At 65.3% G+C, this 24,434-nt stretch carries 25 protein-coding genes and 1 pseudogene; 14 read left to right on the forward strand and 12 right to left on the reverse strand.

The annotated features are described in order from the left end of the window. Positions 1-66 precede the first annotated feature (66 nt). A complete protein-coding gene (locus D6B98_RS21075; protein ID WP_126258845.1) occupies positions 67-1,752 on the forward strand; it encodes a methyl-accepting chemotaxis protein in 1,686 nt (561 codons plus the stop codon). 115 nt (positions 1,753-1,867) lie between these two features. On the opposite strand, the gene D6B98_RS21080 is transcribed toward D6B98_RS21075, so the two are convergent. Continuing rightward, on the reverse strand, positions 1,868-2,845 hold the full coding sequence (locus D6B98_RS21080) for a Bug family tripartite tricarboxylate transporter substrate binding protein (protein ID WP_126258846.1): 978 nt from the start codon (positions 2,843-2,845) through the stop codon (positions 1,868-1,870). A gap of 205 nt (positions 2,846-3,050) precedes the next feature. Then, positions 3,051-3,986, reverse strand: coding sequence for a DMT family transporter (locus D6B98_RS21085; RefSeq protein WP_126258847.1), 936 nt, complete (start codon positions 3,984-3,986; stop codon positions 3,051-3,053). 104 nt (positions 3,987-4,090) lie between these two features. On the opposite strand from D6B98_RS21085, the gene D6B98_RS21090 reads away from it, so the two are divergent. After that, positions 4,091-4,480: a DUF1330 domain-containing protein gene (locus D6B98_RS21090; RefSeq protein ID WP_205680500.1), complete on the forward strand. Its 390-nt coding sequence runs from the start codon at positions 4,091-4,093 to the stop codon at positions 4,478-4,480. Positions 4,481-4,537: 57 nt separating this feature from the next. Here D6B98_RS21090 and D6B98_RS21095 read toward each other — a convergent pair whose 3' ends face one another. Next, positions 4,538-5,470 carry a DMT family transporter gene (locus D6B98_RS21095; RefSeq protein WP_126258849.1) on the reverse strand — a complete coding sequence of 311 codons (933 nt, stop codon included), beginning with the start codon at positions 5,468-5,470 and terminating at the stop codon, positions 4,538-4,540. A 368-nt stretch (positions 5,471-5,838) separates the two neighbouring features. Between D6B98_RS21095 and D6B98_RS21100 the strand changes: the two genes are divergently transcribed. Together D6B98_RS21100 and D6B98_RS21105 are read left to right on the forward strand one after the other, a co-directional pair. Continuing rightward, positions 5,839-7,131: an adenylosuccinate synthase gene (locus tag D6B98_RS21100; RefSeq protein WP_126258850.1), complete on the forward strand. Its 1,293-nt coding sequence runs from the start codon at positions 5,839-5,841 to the stop codon at positions 7,129-7,131. Positions 7,132-7,168: 37 nt separating this feature from the next. After that, positions 7,169-8,770, forward strand: a complete 1,602-nt coding sequence (locus D6B98_RS21105; RefSeq protein ID WP_126258851.1) for a hypothetical protein — start codon at positions 7,169-7,171, stop codon at positions 8,768-8,770. A gap of 139 nt (positions 8,771-8,909) precedes the next feature. On the opposite strand, the gene D6B98_RS21110 is transcribed toward D6B98_RS21105, so the two are convergent. The 3 genes from D6B98_RS21110 to D6B98_RS21120 all read right to left on the reverse strand — a co-directional run bounded on the left by D6B98_RS21110 (position 8,910) and on the right by D6B98_RS21120 (position 9,949). Further along, positions 8,910-9,197, reverse strand: coding sequence for a hypothetical protein (locus D6B98_RS21110; protein WP_164718752.1), 288 nt, complete (start codon positions 9,195-9,197; stop codon positions 8,910-8,912). Between the two features lie 247 nt (positions 9,198-9,444). Further along, a complete protein-coding gene (locus D6B98_RS21115; RefSeq protein ID WP_126258852.1) occupies positions 9,445-9,669 on the reverse strand; it encodes a hypothetical protein in 225 nt (74 codons plus the stop codon). A 37-nt stretch (positions 9,670-9,706) separates the two neighbouring features. After that, positions 9,707-9,949 carry a hypothetical protein gene (locus D6B98_RS21120; protein WP_164718753.1) on the reverse strand — a complete coding sequence of 81 codons (243 nt, stop codon included), beginning with the start codon at positions 9,947-9,949 and terminating at the stop codon, positions 9,707-9,709. A gap of 143 nt (positions 9,950-10,092) precedes the next feature. Between D6B98_RS21120 and D6B98_RS21125 the strand changes: the two genes are divergently transcribed. Further along, a complete protein-coding gene (locus tag D6B98_RS21125; protein ID WP_126258854.1) occupies positions 10,093-10,518 on the forward strand; it encodes a DUF5413 family protein in 426 nt (141 codons plus the stop codon). 60 nt (positions 10,519-10,578) lie between these two features. After that, positions 10,579-11,136 (forward strand): DUF4112 domain-containing protein, encoded by a 558-nt coding sequence (locus D6B98_RS21130; RefSeq protein ID WP_126259018.1) that lies wholly within the window; start codon positions 10,579-10,581, stop codon positions 11,134-11,136. 128 nt (positions 11,137-11,264) lie between these two features. On the opposite strand, the gene D6B98_RS21135 is transcribed toward D6B98_RS21130, so the two are convergent. The 4 genes from D6B98_RS21135 to msrA form a co-directional block, all read right to left on the reverse strand. Continuing rightward, positions 11,265-11,558 carry a hypothetical protein gene (locus tag D6B98_RS21135; protein ID WP_027560969.1) on the reverse strand — a complete coding sequence of 98 codons (294 nt, stop codon included), beginning with the start codon at positions 11,556-11,558 and terminating at the stop codon, positions 11,265-11,267. A 214-nt stretch (positions 11,559-11,772) separates the two neighbouring features. Continuing rightward, positions 11,773-11,934 (reverse strand): DUF3309 family protein, encoded by a 162-nt coding sequence (locus D6B98_RS21140; RefSeq protein ID WP_126258855.1) that lies wholly within the window; start codon positions 11,932-11,934, stop codon positions 11,773-11,775. Positions 11,935-12,041: 107 nt separating this feature from the next. After that, positions 12,042-12,461, reverse strand: a complete 420-nt coding sequence (msrB, locus tag D6B98_RS21145) for a peptide-methionine (R)-S-oxide reductase MsrB (protein WP_126258856.1) — start codon at positions 12,459-12,461, stop codon at positions 12,042-12,044. Positions 12,462-12,491: 30 nt separating this feature from the next. After that, positions 12,492-13,196, reverse strand: a complete 705-nt coding sequence (msrA, locus tag D6B98_RS21150; RefSeq protein ID WP_126258857.1) for a peptide-methionine (S)-S-oxide reductase MsrA — start codon at positions 13,194-13,196, stop codon at positions 12,492-12,494. A 263-nt stretch (positions 13,197-13,459) separates the two neighbouring features. Between msrA and D6B98_RS21155 the strand changes: the two are divergent. Continuing rightward, positions 13,460-15,144: pseudogene (locus tag D6B98_RS21155) on the forward strand (tetratricopeptide repeat protein). Positions 15,145-15,166: 22 nt separating this feature from the next. On the opposite strand, the gene D6B98_RS21160 reads toward D6B98_RS21155, so the two are convergent. Together D6B98_RS21160 and D6B98_RS21165 are read right to left on the reverse strand one after the other, a co-directional pair. After that, positions 15,167-16,549, reverse strand: a complete 1,383-nt coding sequence (locus tag D6B98_RS21160; RefSeq protein WP_205680501.1) for a lysophospholipase — start codon at positions 16,547-16,549, stop codon at positions 15,167-15,169. A 204-nt stretch (positions 16,550-16,753) separates the two neighbouring features. Continuing rightward, on the reverse strand, positions 16,754-17,869 hold the full coding sequence (locus tag D6B98_RS21165) for an ATP-dependent DNA helicase (protein WP_126258858.1): 1,116 nt from the start codon (positions 17,867-17,869) through the stop codon (positions 16,754-16,756). A 402-nt stretch (positions 17,870-18,271) separates the two neighbouring features. Here D6B98_RS21165 and D6B98_RS21170 point away from each other — a divergent pair, with 402 nt between their 5' ends. From D6B98_RS21170 to D6B98_RS21200, 7 genes are read left to right on the forward strand one after another with little or no spacing between them, the layout of a single operon-like run. Then, complete coding sequence (locus D6B98_RS21170; RefSeq protein WP_164718754.1) at positions 18,272-18,619, forward strand: 4Fe-4S dicluster domain-containing protein; 348 nt, start codon at positions 18,272-18,274, stop codon at positions 18,617-18,619. After that, the gene (locus tag D6B98_RS21175) at positions 18,612-18,947 is read left to right on the forward strand and encodes a chaperone NapD (RefSeq protein WP_164718755.1); all 336 of its coding nucleotides are present in this window, start codon (positions 18,612-18,614) and stop codon (positions 18,945-18,947) included. The genes D6B98_RS21170 and D6B98_RS21175 overlap by 8 nt, the downstream gene beginning before the upstream one ends. 26 nt (positions 18,948-18,973) lie before the next feature. Then, entirely contained in the window at positions 18,974-21,517 is a 2,544-nt protein-coding gene (gene napA, locus D6B98_RS21180) for a nitrate reductase catalytic subunit NapA (protein ID WP_126258861.1), read from the forward strand. A 19-nt stretch (positions 21,518-21,536) separates the two neighbouring features. Further along, a complete protein-coding gene (gene napG / locus D6B98_RS21185) occupies positions 21,537-22,301 on the forward strand; it encodes a ferredoxin-type protein NapG (protein ID WP_126258862.1) in 765 nt (254 codons plus the stop codon). After that, on the forward strand, positions 22,298-23,242 hold the full coding sequence (napH, locus tag D6B98_RS21190; RefSeq protein ID WP_126258863.1) for a quinol dehydrogenase ferredoxin subunit NapH: 945 nt from the start codon (positions 22,298-22,300) through the stop codon (positions 23,240-23,242). The genes napG and napH overlap by 4 nt, the downstream gene beginning before the upstream one ends. Beyond that, complete coding sequence (locus D6B98_RS21195; protein WP_126258864.1) at positions 23,239-23,706, forward strand: nitrate reductase cytochrome c-type subunit; 468 nt, start codon at positions 23,239-23,241, stop codon at positions 23,704-23,706. The genes napH and D6B98_RS21195 overlap by 4 nt, the downstream gene beginning before the upstream one ends. Before the next feature lie 7 nt (positions 23,707-23,713). Then, a complete protein-coding gene (locus D6B98_RS21200) occupies positions 23,714-24,430 on the forward strand; it encodes a NapC/NirT family cytochrome c (RefSeq protein WP_126258865.1) in 717 nt (238 codons plus the stop codon). The last annotated feature ends 4 nt before the right edge of the window (positions 24,431-24,434 follow it).

A 24,434-nucleotide genomic window follows, 5' to 3' on the forward strand; every position in this document is an offset into this window, starting at 1 on the left:
TAAAGCTTGATTCGATTTCGAGCGATCTCGTCGCGTGCCCGTATCCTTTATTGCCGGAGCCATCCCGTGAAATTGAGCAATCTGAAGATCGCCCCGAAGCTCGGCATTCTCGTCGGCGTCACGCTGTTGGGTCTCTGCATCTCCGGCGTCCTCGCCGGCTACCTGATGAAGCAGGAGATGGTGACCGCACGCATCGACCAAGCCAAGGCGATCGTGGAGATGGCGCGCAACTACGCTGCCGCGCTCAAGAAGCGTGTCGACGCCGGCGAGATGACGAAGGACGCGGCGATGGCCGAGCTCCGGCGCTACGGCAACGCGATGACCTATGACAACGGCGCCGGCTACCTGTTCGGCACCTCATACGACGGCATCACCCAGCTCGCACCCGATCCGAAGGTGATCGGCGCGAACCGCATGGACGTCATGACCAACGGCCGCAAGCTGTCCCTCGAGCTGATGGACGGCGTCAAGGCCAACGGGTCGATCCTGCTGCATTATGAATATATGAAGCCCGGTCAGGAGAAGCCGATCCGCAAGATCGGTTACGCGGTCGCGGTGCCCGGTCTCGACATGTATCTCGGCACCGGCGCCTATCTCGACGACATCGATGCCAAGATGGGGCCGGTCTACTGGATGCTCGGCATTGCAATGCTCGGCATCGTCATCGTTGCCGGCGGCGTCGCCTGGCTGATCGGTCGCGGCATCAGCCGCCCGCTGACACTGCTCGGCGCCCGCATGAAGGACCTCGCCGACGGCAAGCTCGAGGGCGACATTCCGGGCGTAGGCCGCGGCGACGAGGTCGGCGCGATGGCCTCGACCGTGCAGATCTTCAAGGACAACGCGGTTCGCATCCGTGCCCTTGAGAAGACCGAGGCCGATGCCCAGGAGCGCGCCGCTGCGGAACGTCGCAGCGCGATGGAAGAGATCGCCAACGACTTCGAACGCAGCGTCAACGGCATCGTCCGCTCGGTCTCCTCGGCTGCGGCCGGCATGCAGACGACGGCGCAGTCGATGACCGCGACCGCCAGCGACGCCTCCTCGCGTGCGGCAACGGTCGGCGCCGCCTCGCAAAAGGCCTCCGGCAATGTCGGCACGGTCGCGGCCGCCGCCGAAGAGCTGTCGAGCTCGGTTGCGGAGATCTCGCGCCAGGTGACGCGCTCGACCGAGGTTGCGAGCCGCGCCGTCAGCGACGCCGAGCGCACCAACGCCACGGTGCAGGAGCTCTCCACCGGCGCCGAGAAGATCGGCGAGGTGGTCAAGCTCATTCACTCGATCGCGGCGCAGACCAACCTGCTCGCGCTCAACGCCACCATCGAGGCGGCACGCGCCGGCGAGTCCGGCCGCGGCTTCGCCGTGGTCGCCTCCGAGGTCAAGGCGCTCGCCAACCAGACCGCCAAGGCCACCGAGGAAATCTCGGCCCAGGTTGCGGCGATGCAGACCTCGACCAGCGATGCGGTTGCGGCGATCGGCGGCATCACGCAGACGATCGCGGAGATGAGCGAGATCACCGCGGGCATTTCCGCCTCGATCGAGCAGCAGGGCGAGGCCACTCGCGAGATCGCCCGCAACATCCAGTCGGTCGCGGCCGGATCGAGCGAGATCAACGCTCATATCGGCAGCGTCACCTCGGCCGCGGAAGCGACCGGCACGGCGGCAGGCGACGTGCTCACCAATGCCCGCGAGCTGGACACCCAGTCCGGCGCCCTGCGCAGCGCGGTGGACGGCTTCCTCGCCAAGGTGCGCGCGGCGTAAATTTCTTGCTCTGAATTCGTAGGGTGGGCAAAGACGCGAAGCGTCGTGCCCACCTCATTTTTTAGTCGCGGGAAATGGTGGGCACGCTTCGCTTTGCCCACCCTACGAGACCGACCTACTGCTTCTCGATCTTCGCGTTCGTGATCAGCTTGTCCCACAGCACGAGCTGATCCTTCACGAACGTCCCGAGCTGCTCCGGCGTGCCCGAGAAGGCGTCCATGCCGAGCGTGGCGAGCTTGGCCTTGATCTCCGGATTCTCGATGATCTTCCTGATTTCCGCGTTGAGCCGCGCCACGATCTCCTTGGGCAGGCCGGCCGGGCCGAAATAGCCCTGCCAGGACGAGATGTCGAAGTCGGGCACGCCGGCCTCCTGCATCGAGGGCAGATGCGGCACCAGCGGCGAGCGGTCCTTGGTGGTGACGGCGAGCGCGCGCAGCGCGTTGCCGTTGACGTGCGGCAGGCCGGTCAGGATGTCGACGAACATCATCGAGACGCGCCCGCCCATGACGTCGTTGAGCGCCGGCGGCGAGCTCTTGTAGGGCACGTGCAGGAGGTCGAGCCCGGCATTGTGCGCAAAGGTCGCACCCGAGACGATCGCCGAGGACGATCCCGAGGCGTAGCTCAGCTTGCCCGGATTGGCCTTGCCGTAGGCGACGAGCTCGGCGACGGTCTTGGCCGGCACCTCCGGATTGACCACCAGCATGAACGGCAAATCGCCGGTGCGCGCGATCGGCGTGAAGTCCTTGACCGGATCGTAAGTGAGGCTCTTGAGCAGATAGGGATTGGCGGAATGCGTGGTGTTGGTGGTCACCAGCAGCGTGTAGCCGTCGGGGGCGGCCTTCGCGACATAGGTTGCGGCGAGCATGCCGTTGGCGCCCGCCTTGTTCTCGATCACGATGCCGACGCCGAGCGCCTGCGACAGATGCTGCGAGATCAGCCGTGTGGTGGTGTCCGTGCCGCTGCCGGCCGCGAACGGCAGCACCAGCGTGATGTTGCGGCTCGGATAATTGTCGGCCTGGGCCGAGGATGCGGCGGCGAAGCACAATGCGGCCGTAGCCACGGCACGCAAGTTTCGAATCAGCCCTGAAATCATCTTGAGACGTTCCCTCTTTTTGGTTGGCGGGGAACCTAGCGTCTCTACGTTGAAATCGGAAGGCGAGAGTTTGTCTCATGCCCCGGACGCTGCGCAGCACGAAGTGATGCGCTGCAGAGCCGGGGCCCATGCTGCGGCGAACTGGGTCCCGGGTCTGCGCTTCGCTTGCCCGGGACGCGAGAGCGCTCACGTCCGTCACGCGGAATTACTTGCCGGCCGAACCTTGCCGCGAGGCGATCACGACGCCGGCGAGCACCAGGGCGTAGCCGATCAGGTGGAACGGCTGCAGCTTTTCGCCGAGCAGCAGGATCGCCATCGCCGAGCCGAATACCGGCACCAGATGGAAGAACGGCGCGGCGCGGTTCGGCCCGATCAGCGCCACGCCGCGGTTGAAGAACAGATAGGCCAGCGTCGACGGAAAGATCAGGATGTAGCCCAGCGTCGCCAGCGTGATCCCGTCGAATTGCAGGACGCGGCCGCTGGCCGCCTCCCAGATCGCCGTCGGCAGCAGCATCGTCGCGCCGCAGCAGGTGGTGAAGGAGAGGAAGGACAGCTGATGGATCTTTGGCCGGCGCGGGATGAAGGCGGAATAGAGCCCGAACGCCACCAGCGACGAGGCGAACATGATGTCGCCCCTGTTGAAGCTGATGCCGGCCAGCGCAGCGAGATCGCCGCGCAGGATGATGATCAGTACGCCGACGAGCGAAATCGCGATGCCGGCGAATTGCGCACCCGTCAGCCGCACGCCGAACAGCACCAGCGACCACAGCGCCACGAACAGCGGACCCGCCGATTGGATCAGCAGCGCGTTCAGCGCCTCCGTGTACTGCATCGCCCAGTACGAGATCGCGTTGTTGAAGGCAAAGCCGACCAGCGACAGGAACAGCATCAAGGGCAGGCTGCTCCGCAACGCAGGCCAGTCCCGCTTCAGATGCGGCCAGGCGAACGGCAGCAGGATCAGGAACACGCCGAACCAGCGGATCGTGGTTACCGTCAGCGGCGGCACATGCGCCCCGACATGACGCGCGAGCACGATGTTGCCGGCCCAGAACAGCGAGCTCAGGCTGAGCAGCAGATAAGGCTGGTTGTTGAGCCAACTGGCCGGATTGGAGACCTTTGGCGCGGGCGAAGCGATCGTCATTGGTTTGCATACGAGCTTGCGCCGGATCGGCGTCGTGGCACAAGTCACAGGGCCGCAATGCTACAATGCAACCATGATCCGGGGAGGTGCCATTGGCGGTTAATATGTTGAACATCGAGGGCCTGGAGCGGCTCGATCCACAGGCGCCGGTGGTGATGCTGAACCTGATGAGTTTCCACGTGCGCTCGCGCGACGGCGACGGATCCGGCTGGGACGCTTATTTGCGCTACAGCGCTATCACGGTGCCGATGATCAAGGCGCGCGGCGGCACCTTGCTCTGGACGGGCGAGGCCAAGGCGATCGCACTCGGACCGCACGCCGGCAACGACTGGGATTTCGTCGCGCTGGTCTATTATCCGACCGTTGCGGCTTTCCTGGACATGATGACGTCGGAGGCCTACGAGCGCGAGGCCGATCCGCACCGCCTCAACGGCTGCGCCGAGCACGTCATCATCGCGACAAGCGAGGCCTACAGCAAGTTCAAGGTGAAGTAGGACTGTCCGTCGCGCGGCACGCGCCTTCCCCTCTCCCACAAGGGGAAAGGGAAGAAATTAGCTCGCCTGCTTCCGTGACGCCACGAACACGCCCGACAGCACCAGCGCAAATCCGATGAAGTGGAACGCTTGCGGATGCTCACCGAGGAAGACTAACGCCATGATCGAGCCGAACACCGGCACGACGTGGAAGAACGGCGCGGCACGGTTGGCGCCGATCAGGCGCACGCCGCGATTGAAGCAGAGATAGGCGAGCGTCGAGGGGAACACCGCGACGTAGAACAGGGTCAGCAGGTTCGGCCCGTCGAGCTTCATGACCGGGCGTGCGGACAGTTCCCAGATCTCCAGCGGAATGAGACAGGCGGCGCCGCAGCCGAAGGTGAAGGCGAGGAACGAGAGGCCGTGCATCGGCGGCCGCTTCAGCGTCAGCACCGAATAGAGCGCGAAGATCAGGAGCGCGAGGAGGAAGATCAGGTCGCCCTTGTTGAAGTCGATGTTCGACAGCGTGGTGAAATCGCCATGCAGCAGGATGGTCAGGACGCCGCACATCGACAGCAGCACACCGAAGGCCTGCGCCGCGGTGAGCCGGATGCCGAGGATGGCCAGCGACCACAGCGCCACGAGCAGCGGCGCGGCTGACTGCAGCAGCAGCGTGTTGAGGGCCTGGGTATGCTCCAGCGCCCAATATTGCAGGGTGTTGAAGGCGCCGATGCCGGTGATCGAGAGTGTGACCATCAGGCCGAGCTTGCCGCGGATCGCCGGCCAGTCCTGGGCAAGATGCTTCCAGGCGAAGGGCAGCACCAGCAGGAAGGCGAAGAACCAGCGCAGGAACGACAGCGTGACCGGCGGGATGTGGCCGGCGGCGAGCCGTCCGACGATGGCATTGCCGGCCCAGCACAGCGCGGTAATGCTGAGCAGCAGGTAAGGCTGGTTGGCGATCCAGCTGTGACCGGATCTTTCCGCGCTCGTGCTCTGACCGGTGGCGGACATTGTGATGGGTAGGGCCCCCGCGTCATGCACCGGGGCCCGGCCCGGCGGGATCCGGGCCGGCTGATCGCCCGGCGCTGTCCAAAGACACGGAAATCGGGGCTGCATCAACAGGGGGCGGACGCATCGCGACCATGCAGCGGCCGAGATCGGTCTCACGCTTTGGTCGAAGCTTGCCGAGCAGCCCTGGAAGGTGTCTGGATTTTCCGGGGATATCAAAGGCTTAAAGTGTCTCTTGAGCCCCGAAAAAGCCTCGTTCTTGCTTGCCTAGAGCGGCTGCTTCCTTTATCCGGTTGGCTGCCTTGCGTGCGAGCGGCTCCCGGCCGTCAGCTTGGCTGGCGCATCTAAAATCTTCGAAGGATTACCCGCGAATGGCCAATGTTGTCGTCGTCGGCGCCCAGTGGGGCGACGAAGGGAAGGGCAAGATCGTCGACTGGTTGTCTGAGCAGGCGGACATCGTCGTTCGCTTCCAGGGCGGCCATAACGCCGGCCACACGCTGGTCATCAACGGCAAGACCTACAAGCTCGCGCTCTTGCCCTCGGGCGTGCTGCGCGAGGGCAAGCTGTCGGTGATCGGCAATGGCGTGGTGTTCGACCCCGCCGCCTTCCTCGACGAGGTCACCAAGCTCCGCTCGCAAGGCGTCGCGGTCTCTCCGGACAATCTGCGGGTGGCCGAGAACGTCACGCTGATCCTGCCGCTGCACCGCGAGCTCGACGCGCACCGCGAATCCGCCAATGCGGCGACCGCGATCGGCACCACCCGCCGCGGCATCGGCCCGGCCTATGAGGACAAGGTCGGCCGCCGCGCCATCCGTCTGATGGACCTCGCCGACCTCGACACGCTCCCGCACAAGATCGACCGGCTGCTGGCCCACCACAATGCGCTCCGCCGTGGCCTCAATCTGCCGGAGTTCGACGGCAAGCAGATCCTGAAGGAATTGAGCGCGCTGGCGCCGCAATTGCTGCCCTACGCCGAGACGGTGTGGCGGCTGCTCGACATCAAGCGCCGCGAAGGCAAGCGCATGCTGTTCGAGGGCGCGCAAGGCGCGCTGCTCGACGTCGACCACGGCACCTACCCGTACGTCACCTCGTCCAACACGGTGGCGGCGCAGGCCGCGACCGGTGCCGGCGTCGGGCCGGGCGCGGTCGGCTACGTGCTCGGCCTGTGCAAGGCCTATACGACCCGCGTCGGCCAGGGCCCGTTCCCGACGGAGCAGGACAACGAGACCGGCCGCAAGATCGGCGAGCGTGGCCGCGAGTTCGGCACCAATACCGGCCGTCCGCGCCGCTGCGGCTGGTTCGACGCCGTGCTGGTCCGTCAGGCGGTCCGGACCTGCGGCATCAACGGCCTCGCGCTGACCAAGCTCGACATCCTCGACGGCTTCGACACGATCGAGGTCTGCACCGGCTACAGGCTCGACGGCAAGGAGATCGACCATTTCCCGGCCGGCGAGGGCGCCCAGGCCCGGGTCGAGCCGATCTATGAGACCATCGAGGGCTGGAAGGAGCCGACCGCGAGTGCGCGGTCCTGGGCCGACCTGCCGGCCCAGGCCATCAAATACGTCCGGCGGATCGAGGAATTGGTGGGGTGTCCGGTCGCACTGCTTTCCACCAGCCCCGAACGCGAAGATACTATCCTCGTGCAAAACCCGTTTGAGGCTTAACGATCTCTTACCAGGACGCGCGTATAATTGAGTAGAAATGGCTGATTACTATCCGCTGATCGCCCGCGCTATTGCCGCCCTGGACCCCAACGCTCCCGGCGAAAGCCGTCGCGCGCTCTATGAGCGGGCGCGCACGGCCCTGATCGCGCAGCTGCGCAGCGTGCAGCCGCCGCTCTCCGAATCCGAGATCACCCGCGAAAGGTTGTCGCTGGAAGAGGCCGTCCGCAAGGTCGAATCGGAGGCGGCCCAGCGTGCCCGCGAGGCCTCGCGCCCCGGTGGCGGCGGGCGCAGCGGCGGCAGCGGGGATGCCTTTCGCCGCGCCAGCACCAGAGCCGCTGAAGGCAACGCGGCTGCGGCCTCGCCGGCTCCGCCGCGGACGCGTCCGGCTCCGCCGCCGCCGCGGGCCGACCGTCCGTCCGTCAACCTCGACGACCAGGGCGATGCCCAGCGCCCGCCGCGCGCTCCCCGTTTCGACGCCCCGCGCCAAGCCGGACCGGCCGCGCCGCCGCCGGAGCCGCCGGCGGCTGGACGCGATCGCGCCGGCGCCCGCCGTCAGCCAGATCTCGGACCACCGTCGCTGCCGCCGGCACCGGGCGTGCGCGGCTTCCGCGACATCACGGCCGATGCCAATGATCTCGGCGGTGCGGCCGCGCAGGCCAGCCGCGCCGCGCGCCGCACCTACGCCAACGTGCCCTCGCCCTCGCCGGAATTCGACCGGCTCGAGCCCAGCCTGGAAAACCGCGCCGGCGAGCAGGACGCGCCCTACTCCTACGACGAGTCGATCGAGGAGGCCGAGCGCTACGCGCCGCAGCCGCCTTCGCCGCGTCCGCGCATCGCGCCCGAGCGCGAGGCCAAGAAGCGCGTCCGCACCGGCTCGGCCTTCCCGTTCAAGAGCGCGATCGCCGTCGGCATCGTCCTGATCCTGGTCGGTGCCGGCATCCTCTGGGGCAAGCCGCTGCTCCAGATCGCGACCAATCTGTTCAAGTCCTCGCCGACCCAGGTGGTGGAGACGCCGAACACTGCCTCGCAGCCGCAGACCAAGCCGAAGATACCCGATCGCGTCGGCCAGCCCTCGGCGAGCGACCAGCCGGTCGCGCCGGTGGCGCAGAAGGTCGTGCTCTATGACGAGGATCCGTCCGATCCGAAGGGCAAGCAATATGTCGGCTCGGTGGTGTGGCGGCTGGAGCCGATCAAGGCCTCCGGCAACCAGAAGGCCGACGTCGCCGTGCGAGCCGACATCGAGATTCCCGACCGCAAGTTCAAGATGACGATGTCGTTCCGCCGCAACACCGACTCCTCGCTGCCGGCGAGCCACACGGCGGAGCTGACCTTCATCCTGCCGCCGGATTTTCCGGGCGGCAGCGTCTCCAACGTGCCGGGCATCCTGATGAAGTCGAACGAGCAGGCGCGCGGCACGCCGCTCGCAGGGCTGGCGGTCAAGGTCACCGACGGCTTCTTCCTGGTCGGCCTGTCCAACGTCGATGCCGACCGCTCCCGCAACGTCCAGCTCCTGAAGGAGCGTTCGTGGTTCGACGTGCCGCTGGTCTACGCCAACCAGCGCCGCGCCATCATCGCCATCGAGAAGGGCGCCCCCGGCGAGCGCGCCTTCAACGACGCCTTCGCGCAGTGGGGCGATTAGCAGGCTTTCTATAGTCCTTCGTCATTCCGGGGCGCGCGGAGCGCGAGCCCGGAAATCCATCGTGCAGCGGGTGATGTCGGCAAATGGGTTCCGCGTTCGGTGCTGCGCACCGCCCCGGAATGACATCCTGGATGGATGATTACTGCGCCGCCGCTTCCCGCTTGCGCGAGGCAACCGCCTCGCGGTCCATCACGGCACGGCAGCCCGGGCTGACCTGCGCCTTGTTCCGGACCATACAGGCCCTGACCCGCGGAATGTCGGGGATTTCACTGGAGCACAGCCGCATCGCATCGCCGGTGCACATCTGCTGTGCTTCGGACGAGAAGGCGATGCCGGGCGAGGTCTGGAGTGCGATGGCTGCGGTTGCGACGGCCAACAGCGAAGCGGTGGTCTTGAGCAGCGAAGCGATGGTCTGATAGCGTGTCATGCAGAATGGATCCCCGAATCCTTAGGCTTGAGCCACTTGGTTCTTGGGGCGCCGCACGCGACTTGATCTGCCGCATGTCACAGCCTTCACGCCGGGAATTTGGCCCGGATGTGGTCGCTCGATTTCTTGATTGTCCGAATCGAAAAGTGCTGCGCCGCCCGAGCGAAGTATGCGCCATTGTCGCGAGCCTGCAATGGTCGGCGCAAAGGAATTCGCAATTGTTGCACGCGAGTCACGTCGCGTGCGATCAGATCAGCCGATCGGCGCTCGCTTGTTCCACATCGCTCGCGCCAAGCGCGGCGGCGTGTTCCTCGACGGCGGTGACGCCTTTGGCGGTGAGCTCGAACAGGTCACCGTCCTTCATCACGTAGCCGTCGGCGATCAATTGGCCCATCTTGCCTTGCCGGTCGTCGGCGAAGGCAACGGATTGGCTGATGTCCCGCAGGATTGAGAGTTCTTCCTCGTGCAACATGACTTCACTCTCCATCTGCGGGAACGATCCCCGATCGTCACATGCCGTGGCTCTGAAATACCTTGCTGCACGGCTTCGACAGCTTGGCCCGGTTGGCTTGCAGGCAGCTCTGCACCGCGCCGTCGTTGCCGAGGTCCTTGCGACAGAACCGCGATGCGTCCCGCGAGCAGGCCTGCTGCTCCTGCGGCGTGCCCATATGGCCTTGCGCAAGAGCGGGTGCGTCCTGCAGGCCGGTCAGGGCCGCCAGCGCGATTGTCGCCAGGAGAAATTTGCGGGCCATCGGCGACTCCAAGCTGCCAGGGATCATTCAGGTTCTGTCTGAACTCGTCGCCCTCTCACTTGTTCCCCCAAAGGCGGAGCCCGCCCCGCTATTCAAGGTTCCCGCGGCGCTGCTATAACCGCCGGGAAGTGTGAGGGTGTTTGATGAAACGCTATCTGGTGTTTGCGCTGGTTGGCCCGTTCGTTGGCGGGTTTCTGCTGCTGCTGACGACGACCTATCAGTCCGGCTATTGGGCCCAGACCAGTCTCGGCGAGGTCGGCAAGCTGTTCGCGGTGTTCTTCAAGACCCTGCAATACAGCTATCTGTTCGGCTTGCTGCCCGCGCTGATGATCGGTGCGGTCGACGACATCCTGGTCCACATCAGGCGGGTCGGCCCGGGCTTGCGGATGCTGCTGGTCGGCCTGTGCGCCTTCGTGCTGGCCTCGCTCACCTACAGCTCGCGCGGGCCGGATTCCGGCGCGGTGCAATTCATCCTGTACGGCCTCGTCGGCTTCGTGCCGGCGGTGATTTCGTCCTGGCTCGTGCATAGATACGTCAAGGAGCCGCAGGCTGTGGCGGCGCCGACCTGAGTGCGCGACGTTCGGGCGCGGCGCAGAACTTCCGCCGTGCCGGCGCGTTCCCTCGAGACCATGACAATGTCCGACGACGATATTCTCGCTCCGCGCAGGCCCCGTTCGGGGAGCGGCTCGCGCGCGCCCTTTTCGGGCACCGAGGCCCGCGGGCCGATCATCGACCAGGACGGCCGCGAAATCCGCCCCGAAACGCTGGAGCAGGGGTTTCGCGAGTTCCGCGTCGAGTTTGGCAAGGACAATCCGTTCTCGGGGAGCCCGTTCGGCAACCTGACGCGGGAGCAGCGGATCGCGCGACTGGAGGCGATCGCAAAGCTGCTCGACATCGCTTTCATCCTGCCCGGCACCAACATCCGCTACGGTATCGACGGGCTGATCGGTCTGATCCCCGTGGTCGGCGACATCATCACCACGGCGATCTCGCTGTGGCTGGTGCGCGAGGCCCGCGCGCTAGGCGCGCCCTGGTACGTCACCGCGCGCATGCTCGGCAATGTCGCGCTCGACGGCGTCGTCGGCTTGGTGCCGTTCGCGGGCGACGCTTTCGACGTCATGTTCCGCGCCAACATGCGCAATGTGCGGCTGCTCCGCCGCTGGCTCGACAAGCAGCCGCGGATGTAAGCGCGCTTCTTCCTTTGCCTATCCCCGCAAGCGGGGCGAGGGAGAAGACGGAAGGCCCGGAACGCAAAAAGCGCGACGACCTTTCGGTCATCGCGCTTTCCGCGCACATCGTAAGGCTCAGCGAAAACTTACGCCGCGTCGGCGTCGGTCTCGGCGGCCGGCGCCGGCTTGGGACGGCGGGGCAGCGGGAAGGCCTCGCTCTCATAGAGCGAGCGGATGCCGTTCTGGTCGAAGCGCGCTTCCTCGACCTGGAGATAGGCGCCATTCAGCGAATCCGTCGGCAACTGCTCCATCGCGAACTGCACGGCTTCGGCCGCGGTGCCGAACCGGCGATAGGTGAAGCCCGCACGCTTCTTCTTCCGGATCGCGGCGGGGAAGAGTTCGGCGGAGGTGTTGAAGTTGAACGGACGCAATGGACGCATGGTCAAAGACCTCGTGATCTTCTCTGGGGCTTTAAGCGCGTGGGGTTTGGGAGGGCAGGGGCCGCAATCGAGCGGGCCCGCCGCACATGCCATTTTCGCTCCCTAATATAAGCCGATCTGACAAAAATGCGACCCCTGCGATGAGAGATGATGAATCCGCGCATGGCAGCCCCGCAGCTGCAATAAGTATAATAATTTCAACATGTTGAATGGTTTACAGCTTGCCCAGAAGCAGCAGGACGACCAGCACCACCAGCACGACGCCGCCGATCCCCATGCCGGAATGGCCGAGGCCATAGCCGTAACCGCCCAGGCGGCCGGACAGGCCCCCGAGCAGATAAATGATCACCAGGACGATCAGAATGGTCCCGAGCATGGCTTCCTCCCTCGCTGCCGCCAAATGCGATGATCGGCCGCACCGCCAAAGAAGAAAAGCACATCGTGCGGTCGGGTTCCATGAAGGAACTCGACCGCACAGGACGATTATTTGGGCTTCAGCTTCAGCGCCGCGGAATTGATGCAATAGCGCAAGCCGGTCGGCCCGGGGCCGTCGAGGAAGACGTGGCCGAGATGACCGCTGCATTTGGAGCAGAGCACCTCGGTGCGGATCATGCCGTGGCTGACGTCCCGCTCCTCGTCGATATGGCTCTCGACCGCGGGCTGGGTGAAGCTCGGCCAGCCGCAGCCGGAATCAAACTTGGCGTCCGACGAGAACAGCACGTTGCCGCAGCCGGCGCAGACATAAGTGCCGGCGCGGTGGTCGTGCTCATATTCGCCCGAGAAGGGACGCTCGGTCGCCTTCTCACGCAACACTGCATACTGCATCGGCGACAATTCGCGCCGCCACTGCTCTTCGCTCTTGATGACCTTGTCGTCGGTGGTTTTCGTCTTGGTGTCGGGCATGGGTCTCCCGTTCTTGAGATGATCTTGCGATCAGTTGGTGGCCTTGCTGGCACTCACCAGCGTCGGCTTTTCAATGTAATTATCCGCGAACAGCTTTTTCAGGTTCTCGACCTTGGGCAGGTCGTTATAGGCGATATAGGGCTGGTTCGGGTGCAGGGTCAGATAGTCCTGGTGGTAGGCCTCCGCCGGGTAGAACGCCTCCAGCGCGCCGACCTTGGTCACGATTGGCTTGCTGAACACCTTGGCGCTGTTGAGCTGGGCGATATAGGCCTCCGCCACCTTCTTCTGCTCGTCCGAGATGGTGAAGATCGCCGAGCGATATTGCGGGCCGACATCGGGGCCCTGGCGGTTGAGCTGGGTCGGGTCGTGCACCACCGAGAAGTAGATCTGGAGGAGCTTGCCGTAGGAGATCTTCTTCGGGTCGTACTTGATCTCGACGGACTCGGCGTGGCTGGTCCGGCCGCTCGAGACGGTCTGGTAGTCAGCTGTCGCCTTGGTGCCGCCAGCATAGCCGGAGACCGCGTTGATGACGCCGGCGGTGTGCTGGAAGACGCCTTGCACGCCCCAGAAGCAGCCGCCGGCGACGACGGCGGTCTGGATCCCGCTCGCGGGCGCTACATCCATGGCGGGAGCCGGGATCACGACCGCATTCTCCGCTGCCCGGGACGGCATGGCAAAGGCCAGCGTCAGGGCGGCGGTTGCGGCGAGCAGGGAAGCGAGGGTAGGTCGGCGCATGGCGTGTCCTCTTTCGCAAGGTCTGACAGTCTAGGGCGTTCAGGGCCGGACGAACAGTTGTCCGGCGGCCTTTTCGCATCATCCGAGGTACGGACGCTGCCGCCGATTGTTACGACGCGACGGACACGAGTCCGTGAAATGAGCCGCACGGGACGGCCCGGCGAGCGCGCGCCTTGGCGAGACCCGGAACTCCGCGCTAGATGAACCCGGGCGATCGATCATCGACTCACGAAGAACTTGCTGGCTGGAGCAGGCCTGACAACATGTTGCGCGTCGTTTCCCTGACCCTCGTCATCCTGGCCGCAGGCGCGTCGAGCGCGGCGGCCGACCCGCAAGCCGACGACCTCGCCATCTGCCGTGACCGCCAGGCCGAAGCCCAGGCCCGCGCGAGCGCCTGCGACAATCTGCTGAAGGCCGACCAACTCGGCGGCAAGGACAAGGCGATCGCGCTCTCCGTGCGCGGCAGCACGCTGATCAACAAGCGGGATTACGACCACGCGATCGAGACCCTGTCGATCGCGATCGATCTGGATCCTGACTACGTCGTTGCCCTCAACCTGCGCGGCCTCGCCTATGAGCGCAAGGGCCAGGAAGACCTCGCCATGGCGGACTACAACCTCGCGCTCCAGAAGCGCCCGGCCTATGGCGTTCCCTACAACAACCGGGGCGTCATTCACGCCCGCCGCGGCGCGCTGCAAAGCGCGATCGACGATTTCACCCTGTCGATCAAGTACACGCCGAAATTCCTGCTTGCCTGGACCAATCGTGCCCGCGCGCGCACGCTGCTGAAGGATTTCGACGGTGCGCTCGCCGATTTGCGGAGGCCGAGAAGATCGATCCGGCCGCACCGCAGATCGCCGGCAACCGCTGCATCACTTACGGCATGATGAGACAATTCGACCAGGCCTTTGCCGATTGCAACCGCCTGATCGAGAAACAGCCGAAGAACGTGTTCGCGATCAACAATCGCGCCGACGTCAGCATGATAAAGGGCGACTTCGACGCCGCCCTGAAGGACTACAACACGGCGATCCAGATCAACCCGAACAACGTCCGCGCCCATTCCGGCCGCGGCCAGATCTACGAGCGCCGGAAGGATCTGGCGCAAGCCCGCGCCGATTATCGCGCCGCGGCCTATTCGCTGACGAAGTTCGACGACACCGAGGTCGCGCGCGCCCGTGCCATCGCGCAGGAGCGGCTCGCCGCGCTCATGCCGCAGTCGCCAGGGAGCGCACCCACCGGCCGCCGCGTGGCGCTGGTGATCGGCAACGGCGCCTACAAGAACGTCCATGCCTTGCCCAATCCGCCGCGCGATTCCAAGCTGATCGCGAGCGTGCTGCGCGAGGTCGGCTTCCAGTCCGTGATCTCCGTCAACGACCTTACCCGCGACAAGTTCTTTGACGCGTTGACGGCCTTCGCGGAGGAAGCGGAGAAGGCCGACTGGGCCGTGGTCTATTACGCCGGCCACGGCTTCGAGATCGGCGGGGTGAACTATCTCGTTCCCGTCGATGCCAAGCTCGCCGCCGACAAGGACGCCGAGACGCAGGCGGTCGCCCTCGAGCAGGTCATCGCCGCGGTCGGTGCCGCGCGAAAAATGCGTCTCGTGGTCCTGGATGCCTGCCGCGACAATCCATTCGCGCCGACCATGCAGCGCACGCTGTCGCTGAAGCTGGTCGACAAGGGCTTTTCCAACATCGAGCCCGGCGCCGGCTTCATGGTGGTTTACGCCGCCAAGCACGGCGAGACCGCGATGGACGGCGACGGCAGCCCCAACAGCCCGTTCGCCACCGCTCTCGCCCGCGAGATCAAGCAGCCCCGCGTCGAGATCAGAAAACTGTTCGACATCATCCGCGACGACGTCTGGGCCGCGACCAAGCACGGGCAGCAGCCGTTCACCTACGGCTCGCCGCCGGGACGGGAAGACTTCTATTTCGTCGCGGGCAAGTGAAGGCCGGCGTTGCCGTGCGCTTTCACATCAGCGAGTTGAACCAGTCCAATGCGGTCGATTGCCCGTTCAGGACGGTGCCGTCGCCATAGAGGCTTGCCAGAAACGTGACGCGATGGCTTGCACCGGCAACCGGTACGCCGGCCGCGAAACGTCCACCCGCGGCAATCGCCGGCTTGACCAGTCGCGGATGCAGCGCCTCGTCGGCCAATCCGTAATAGAACCGGATCGGGGAATCGTAGTCCCAGAAAGTCGCGCCGTTGCGACCGAGCTGGCGCAGCAACCTGCTGTTGGTGTCCTGGGTGAAACGGTCGAAAAACCCGTCCACCAGGAGGTCTGCAGCCGGCGGAACAGTCTTGGCGGTGTCGCCTGCCAGGCTGTAGTCGGCCCAGTATGTCTCCGCGAACGCCTGGTGTTGCGGCTTGATGGCGGTCTTGAACAGATCGCTCAGCCCGTAATACTGGCGATAGCTTCCGAGCAGCACGACCAGGCAGGGCGTGATCCAGGCCGGCGGCATCGGGTAGGACGTCTCGGTGGACGGAATATAGGAGGTCGGGTTGACCCAATAATGGAAGCTCTCGGCGAGATTGTTGAACGGGCTCTGGGTCGCACTTGCCGTCACCTTGATGCCGCGCCGTTGCATCTCCTGCTTGAGCCATTGCGTGTTCAGCGCGCCTTGCGACCAGCCGTTCAGAAACAGCGCGGATTGGCGAAGGCCGAGCGTCTTCAACTCGAGGAGGCCGGCATCGAGCACGTCGAGGCAGCATTGCACCGTGGCGCCTTTCACCGCATAGGCCTCGCCACGACCGTTGCGAAGCGGGCCCTTGCCGATGTAGTCGGCGGCGATGACGGCATAGCCGTTGCCGGCGAAGCGCTGGATGTTGAACAGCGTCTCCAGCGAATCAATGTTGTCGCGAAGCTGGTAGCCTTCGTCGCCAAGTCGCAGCAGGTTCGAAGGAACCTGATCGAACGACAGGATCGTGCCGTGTTGCCAGGACAACACCGGCAATGCCCCGCGCGCGCCGACGGGGAGCGCAACGAGCGCGCTGACCTTCACGCGCTCTCCCGTCTCGGGCACGCGCGTCATGGTGGTGATACGCCGCAGCTCGACGTCGTAGCGCGCTTCATGCTTCCCGGAGAAGTCTTTGGGCAGGACGTCGTGTTCGTTGAACACGGCATAGAACTGCGCCGCCAGCGCGTTGAGGCGTTGCTTCGAGACCCGTACCGGCTTGTCCGGCCGCGCATGCGCGGCACGCGGCGGAGCGGAGTGCGCAAGTCTCGGTGCCGCGATCGATGCGGCGAACGTGCCGGCCGCGATGCCTGCCGACTTCAGAAACCCGCGACGGCTCGCGCCGAAGGTATCATCGCGCGGATCGAGGTAATCGGGTCTTCCCAAACGTTCAGCCATGCGTGTCCTCCTGCCGACAGCGTGGTGATACATCTCAAAGCCTAGCGCTTGGTGAATGCATCCGGGCAGTGTGGACCACGGCCTCACACCACGATGCTCAGTGCTGCAGGGCGGGCAAAGCGAAGCGTGCCCACGATCCTTTGCTTGCAGAGAGACAGCGTGGGCACGGCGCGTTGCGCCTTTTCCCGCCTACGGGAGCGAACTCTAAACAACGATACTCAGCCGCTTCGCCGCCCGCGTGATTCCAGTGTACAGCCACCTGGCGCGGCTCTCCTGAAACGCAAAGCTCTCGTCGAACAGCACGACGTCGTCCCATTGCGAGCCCTGCGACTTGTGCACGGTGAGCACATAGCCGTAGTCGAACTCGTCGTAGGGCTTGCGCTGCTCCCAGGCGATCTGCTCGACGCCGCCCTCGAAGCAATCGGCGCGCACTGAGACCTTCGTCACCTTGTGGCCGAAATCCTCGTCCGGCGACAGCCGCATCGAGAGAATGCGCGACTTCGAGCGCGAGGTGTTGCGCGACTTCACCCGCCACAGGCCGCCGTTGAACAGGCCCTTCTTGCGGTTGTTGCGCAGGCACACCAGCTTGTCGCCGGCGACCGGAAAGACGTCCTCGATGTTCTGGCGCTGCCGCACCCGCATGTTGTAGGCGCGGCGGGTGTTGTTGCGGCCGACCAGGACCTGGTCGGCGCCCATGACCCTGTCGGGGTCGAGCTCCTTGCGCGAGACCACCTCGCTCTCGCCATAGCGGCCGATGTCGAGCTCGCGGCCTTCGCGCACGTCCATCGACATCCGCACGATCGGATCGTCCTGCGCCTGGCGGTGCACCTCGGTCAGCATTGCATCCGGTGAGGTGTTGGTGAAGAAGCCGCCGCCCTGGATCGGCGGCAGCTGCGCGGGATCGCCCAGCACCAGCAGCGGGCAGTCGAACGACATCAGGTCGCGCCCCAATTCGGCGTCGACCATCGAGCATTCGTCGATCACGATCAGCTTCGCCTTCGAGGCGGGCGCGTCGTCCCACAATTCGAAGCTCGGCTGCTCCTCGCCGGATTCGCGGGCGCGGTAGATCAGCGAGTGGATGGTGGAAGCGTCGTCGCAACCCTTGTTGCGCATGACGAGGGCGGCCTTGCCGGTAAAGGCGGCGAACTTCACATCGCCGTCGACGCCGTCGGCGATGTGCCGGGCCAGCGTCGTCTTGCCGGTCCCGGCGAAGCCGAACAGGCGGAATACCTGCGGCGTGCCGCTACGGCCGGGTTTTGCTTTGAGCCAGTCGCCGACGGCTTTGAGCGCGGCGTCCTGATGCGGAGTGAAAGTTGGCATTGTTGTCTTGAGAAAGGGCGACGCGCGGCGATTCGCAGCCCTCCAAAGTAACCATTCAACCCGTCCATTCAAGGCGGATGCGGCACCGGAGATCGAGGCCGCCAACCCCTCCTGTCGGCTGATTTCTCACCCGCGTGAGCCGGCTTCGTCGGCTCAAACGTGAAGGCCGGGTGAACGCCTTGGTCGATTGGCGCATTTCACGCCACGACGGCCGCGCGGGTTAATCGTCGCTTGCGGGTGACCGCCTGGCTGCTTGATCTAGCGCAATGCGATCTGGACCGCCGGAACCTATGGTCCGAAGCGGTGACAATGGCGTCGACCGAGATGTGCCCGATGGGGCGCATTCTCCTGGACAATTCCTGAACACGGCTCTGCCGCGGGGATTCGGATATGCCGAGGCCAATGTCACGACGCTCACTATTTTCTGCCGTTCTGCCTTTCGCATCCGGCCGCGACGCGCATGCGCCGCGTCTGGAAGAGACGCGTCCCGAACAGGTGGCGACCGTCTCCAGCACCAGCGCCTGCGTCGAACGGCATGGTGTGGTCTGTCGCCGTTGCGTCGAAGCCTGTGAGCATTCCGCCATCCGCATTCTCGCGCGCGAGAAGCTGGGCGCCGTGATCGATGCTGCGGCCTGCACCGGCTGCGGCGATTGCATCCCGGTCTGCCCGGTCGAAGCCATCGCGCTCGCGCAGCGGGACCGCATCGCGCTCGTATCCGAACTTGCAAACCTGGTCGTGCACAATGGCTGAAGCCACCAATATCTGCGGCGTTGCCGTCTATCTCGCACCGGATGCGGAGCGCGATCTGACCGAGCGGATCCTGGCGCTGCCCGGCGTCGAGCTGGAGGCCGCGTCCGGCGGCAACAGGCTTGCGCTGACCGTCATCGATACGTCGGCCTCGCTGGCGATCGACCAGATCGCCGCCATGCATCGCCTGCCCGGCGTCGTCAGCGCCTCGCTGATCTTTCACGCATTCGATACGCACGACGACGAGAGCGCCGCCGAGACCGAGCCGGCCGCGTGCTGCGGCGGCGTCTGCCAGAATTCCGGCGCGCATGCGCGCGCTTCCGCAATCTGAGATTCGTTGAGCCGGAGAGACCGACGATGGTTACGAAACTGACGAACGGGAATGAAGCCACGGCGACGCGCCGCGACGCGCTGAAGGCGGCTGCGGCGGTTGCTGCCGCCTCGACCATCGGCGTGACGCTGCCGGAAGCGGCGAGCGCGCAGGCGGGCAAGACCGACGGCATCCGCTGGGACAAGGGCGTGTGTCGCTTCTGCGGCACCGGTTGCGGCGTGATCGTCGGCACCAAGAACGGCAAGGTCGTGGCGACGCAGGGCGACCCCGATGCGCCGGTCAATCGCGGCCTCAATTGCATCAAGGGCTATTTCCTGTCCAAGATCATGTACGGCGAGGACCGGCTGACCCAGCCGATGCTGCGCATGAAGAACGGCAAGTTCGACAAGAACGGCGAGTTCGCGCCGATTTCCTGGGACGATGCCTTCAAGCTCATGGCCGAGAAATGGAAGGCGGCGCTGAAGGCGGGCGGGCCGTCGACCGTCGGCATGTTCGGCTCAGGACAGTGGACCATCTGGGAAGGCTACGCCGCCGCCAAGCTCTTCAAGGCCGGCTTCCGCAGCAACAACCTCGATCCGAACGCGCGTCACTGCATGGCATCGGCGGTCGCGGGCTTCATGCGCACCTTCGGCATCGACGAGCCGATGGGCTGCTACGACGACATCGAGCAGACCGACGCGTTCGTGCTGTGGGGCTCGAACATGGCGGAGATGCATCCGATCCTGTGGTCGCGCCTCACCGACCGCCGCCTGACGCATGAGGGCTGCGAAGTCCACGTGCTCTCCACCTTCGAGCACCGCTCGTTCGAGCTCGCCGACAATCCGCTGGTATTCACGCCGCAGAGCGATATGGCGATCCTCAACTACATCCAGAACTACATCGTCAATTCCGGCGCGATGAACAAGGACTTCGTCGAGAAGCACGTCGAGTTCGCCTCGACCGTGACCGACATCGGCTACGGCTTGCGGCCGACGCATGCGCTCGAGGTGAAGGCGGTCAACGCCTCGCACAAGGCCGGCAAGGACGGCGCGCTCGATCCGGCCGGCTTCAAGGACAAGATCGGCTTCGAGGAATACAAGAAGCTGCTCGAGCCCTACACGCTCGAATACGCCCACAAGGCATCCGGCGTGCCGAAGGAGAATCTCGAGCGGCTCGCCAGGCTCTACGCCGATCCCAAGAAGAAGATCATCTCCTACTGGACGATGGGCTTCAACCAGCACGCACGCGGCACGTGGGTCAACAACATGATCTACAACGTGCACCTCTTGACGGGTAAGATCTCCGAGCCGGGCAACGGCCCGTTCTCGCTGACCGGCCAACCCTCAGCCTGCGGCACCGCCCGCGAGGTCGGCACGTTCTCCCATCGCCTGCCGGCCGACATGGTCGTCACCAACCCGAAGCATCGCGAAGCGACCGAGAAGCTGTGGCAGGTGCCCGAAGGCACCATCCCCGGCAACGTCGGCTACCATGCGGTGATGCAGAACCGGATGCTGAAGGACGGCAAGCTGAACGCCTATTGGGTCCAGTGCAACAACAACATGCAGACGGCTCCGAACATGAACGAGGAGGGCTATCCCGGTTATCGCAATCCGGCTGCCTTCGTCGTCGTCTCCGATCCCTATCCGACCGTGACGACGCTGGCCGCGGACCTCATCCTGCCGACGGCGATGTGGATGGAGAAGGAGGGCGCCTATGGCAATGCCGAGCGGCGTACCCAGTTCTGGCGGCAGCAGGTCAAGGCGCCCGGCGAGGCGCGCTCGGACCTCTGGCAGCTGATGGAGTTCGCCAAGCACTTCAAGATCGAGGAGGTCTGGCCGGAGGAGTTGATTGCCAAGAAGCCCGAGCTGCGCGGCAAGACCCTGTTCGACGTGCTCTATGCCAACGGCGAGGTGAACAAGTTTGCGATCACCGAATGCCAGAAGGGCTTCGACAATTCCGAGAGCGCGGCGTTCGGCTTCTACGTGCAGAAGGGCCTGTTCGAGGAATATGCGAAGTTCGGCCGCGGCCACGACCTGGCGGACTTCGAGCAATATCACCAGGCGCGCGGCCTGCGCTGGCCGGTCGTCAACAACAAGGAGACGCTCTGGCGCTTCCGCGAGGGCTATGATCCCTACGTCAAGCCGGGCGAAGGCGTGTCGTTCTACGGCAAGCCGGACAAGAAGGCGCGCATCATCTTCTGTCCGTTCGAGCCGGCGGCCGAAACGCCCGACAAGGAGTTCGATCTGTGGCTGTGCACCGGCCGCGTGCTGGAGCACTGGCATTCCGGCTCGATGACGCGCCGCGTGCCCGAGCTGCACCGCGCCGTGCCGGCCGCGACGCTGTTTATGCATCCGGATGACGCCGCCGAGCGCAAGCTGCTGCGCGGACAGCCGGTGAAGATCCAGACCCGCCGCGGCGAGGTGGTGACGCGGGTCGAGACCAAGGGCCGCAACAAGCCGCCGCGCGGCCTCGTCTACTTCCCGTTCTTCGACGAAAGCCAGCTCGCCAACCAGCTCACGCTCGATGCGACCTGTCCGATCTCGAAGGAGACCGACTTCAAGAAGTGCGCCTGCCGCGTGACGTCGGCCTAAACCCCTCGATGGACGAGCCATGTCGGATTCCAGTTCAGGCATCCCGCGCGATCCGCGCCGCCGCAAGGCGCTGCAGGATATGACGCGTTTCGGCGGCGGCGCAGCCGTCGCCGCAACGATGCTGACTGCGTTCGGCGTGTCCTCGCGGGCCAAGCCCGCGCAGGCGCTGCGGCCTCCGGGCGCGCTGCCCGAGAAGGATTTCCTGGCGGCCTGCGTCCGTTGCGGCCTTTGCGTCCGCGACTGCCCCTACGACACATTGAAGCTTGCGGATTGGGCCGACGGCCCCGCTCTGGGCACGCCGTTCTTTCAGGCGCGCAATGTTCCCTGCGAGATGTGCGACACCATTCCCTGCGTCAAGGCCTGCCCGACCGGTGCCCTCCAGCATGCGCTGACCGACATCGCCAAGGCCAAGATGGGCGTCGCGGTGATCACCAGCCGCGAGACCTGCCTCAATCTGCAGGGGCTGCGCTGCGACGTCTGCTATCGGGTCTGTCCGGTCATCGACAAGGCGATCACGCTCGAGGTCTCGCACAATACGCGCACGACCAAGCATGCGATCTTTGAGCCCGTCGTCCACGCCGAGTACTGCACCGGTTGCGGCAAGTGCGAGAAGTCCTGCGTGCTGACCGAGTCCGCGATCAAGGTGCTGCCGATCGAGGTCGCGGCGCTGAAGCAGGACGAACATTACAAGCGCGGCTGGGAAGAGAAGAGCAAGGCCGGCGGAGCCCTGATCGATGCGCCGCTCAAGCTGCCGGTGCGCAGACCCGAGGGAGGCGCGCCATGACGGCGAACGTCAGGCCCTATGTCGAAGCGCGGGCGCAGAAGGGGCTTTGGGCCGCCTCGCGGTTTCTGGTGCTGCGCCGGACCAGCCAGCTGCTCTTCCTCGCGCTGTTCCTGTCGGGGCCGCTTCTGGGCATCTGGATCGCCAAGGGCACGCTGGCTTCGTCCATGACCCTCGGCACGCTGCCGCTGACCGATCCTTTCGTCCTCCTGCAGTCGCTCGCGGCGCGCCATTGGCCCGAGGGTCTGTCGGTGATCGGCGCGGCCATCGTGCTCGCCGCCTATCTCCTGTTCGGCGGCCGGACCTATTGCTCGTGGGTCTGCCCCGTCAATCCGGCGGCCGATCTTGCCGCCTGGCTGCGGCGGCGGCTTAACATCACCTTCACTGCCAAGATCCGCCCGGAGCTCAGGCTCTATTTCGTCGGCGCGGTGCTCGCGGCATCAGTGCTGTCAGGGTCGATCGCCTGGGAGCTGATCAACCCGGTGACGGCGCTGCATCGCGCGCTGGTGTTCGGCCTCTGGTTCGGCGCCGGCAGCACCGCGGCGATCTTCGTGTTCGACCTCCTGGTCGCCAGGCACGGCTGGTGCGGTCATCTCTGTCCGGTCGGCGCGTTCTACGGCCAGATCGGCAGGGTCGCGCTGCTTCGCGTCACCGCCGACAACCGGGCCGCCTGCAACGACTGCATGGACTGCTTCGCAGTCTGTCCGGAGCCGCACGTCATCAGCCCCGCGCTGAGGGGGGAGCGGAGCGGCGCCACGCCTGTGATCACCGCGGGCGACTGCACGGTCTGCGGTGCCTGTATCGACGTCTGCTCCAAGCAGGTCTTCCATCTCGGTCTGCGCGGCCGCAATGCGGTGCGTCCTGACCCCTCCATGACCGCGCCATCGCCAGTGGCACGTGTCGTCTCTTCCCAGCCGACCGTCCTTGAAAGGGACCTCTCATGACGTTTGTTCGACTGATCCCGTTGATTGCGGCGGCGGCCGTGACCGTCGCGCTTGTCATTCCGTTCGCGGCGCCGGGGCCGCTCGCACAGGAGGCCAGGCAGCACAAGGCGCTGCGCGAAGCTCCGTTGACCGAGATGTCGCCGCCGCCCGAGGTGACCAAGCAGTCGGTGCCGGCGAGCGGCTTCGAGCGCGCCTATCGCCAGCAGCCGCCGCTGATCCCTCACAAGGTCGACGGCTACCAGATCACCACGGAGAACAACGCGTGCATGGGCTGCCACGACTGGCCCGGCAACACGCGCGTGAATGCGCCGAAGATCTCCGAGACGCATTACGTCGACCGCCAGGGCGTGCGGCTCGATAAGGTCGCCGGCACGCGCTATTTCTGCCAGCAATGCCACGTACCGCAGGCCGATGCGAAGCCGCTGGTCGGCAACATCTTCAAGAACGCGACGCAGGCGAAGTGAGGCTGACATGCAGGACACCAGCACTTCTGCCGCCGTCGCAGCCGCGCGGCCGGGCCTCCTGAAACGATTGTGGCGGTGGTTCTTCTCGCCGACCGCGCGCTATGCCTGGGGGCTGATCGTCATCGTCGCATTCGCCGGCGGCGTCTTGTTCTGGGGCGGCTTCAACTGGGCGATGGAGATGACGAACAACGAGCAGTTCTGCATCTCCTGCCACGAGATGAAGGAGAACGTCTATTTCGAATATCGCAACACGGTTCACTATTCCAACCGTACCGGTGTCCGCGCCAGCTGCCCTGACTGCCACGTGCCGAAGGAGTGGAGCCACAAGGTGGTCCGCAAGATCCAGGCCTCGAACGAGGTGCTGCACAAGATCCTCGGCACCATCGACACGCCTGACAAGTTCAACGCGCACCGTATCGACCTCGCCAAGAACGTCTGGCGCGCCATGAAGACCACCGACTCGCGCGAGTGCCGCAACTGCCACAAGTTCGACCACATGGAATATGCGGTGCAGGAGCCGCGCGCCTCCAAGCTGCACCAGACCGCGTTCGCGCAAGGCAAGACCTGCATCGATTGCCATCAGGGCATCGCGCATAAGCTGCCGCCCAAGGCACAGGAGGGATATCGCGACATGCTCGACCATATCGACGAGGTCAGCCCCATGCAGCGGATGATCGACTTCCTGCAGGATGCCGACGTCGCCAAGGCGAAGGCGGCGAGGTGATGGA

The sequence above is a fragment of the Bradyrhizobium sp. LVM 105 genome (genome assembly GCF_003957705.1).
GTDB lineage: Bacteria > Pseudomonadota > Alphaproteobacteria > Rhizobiales > Xanthobacteraceae > Bradyrhizobium > Bradyrhizobium frederickii.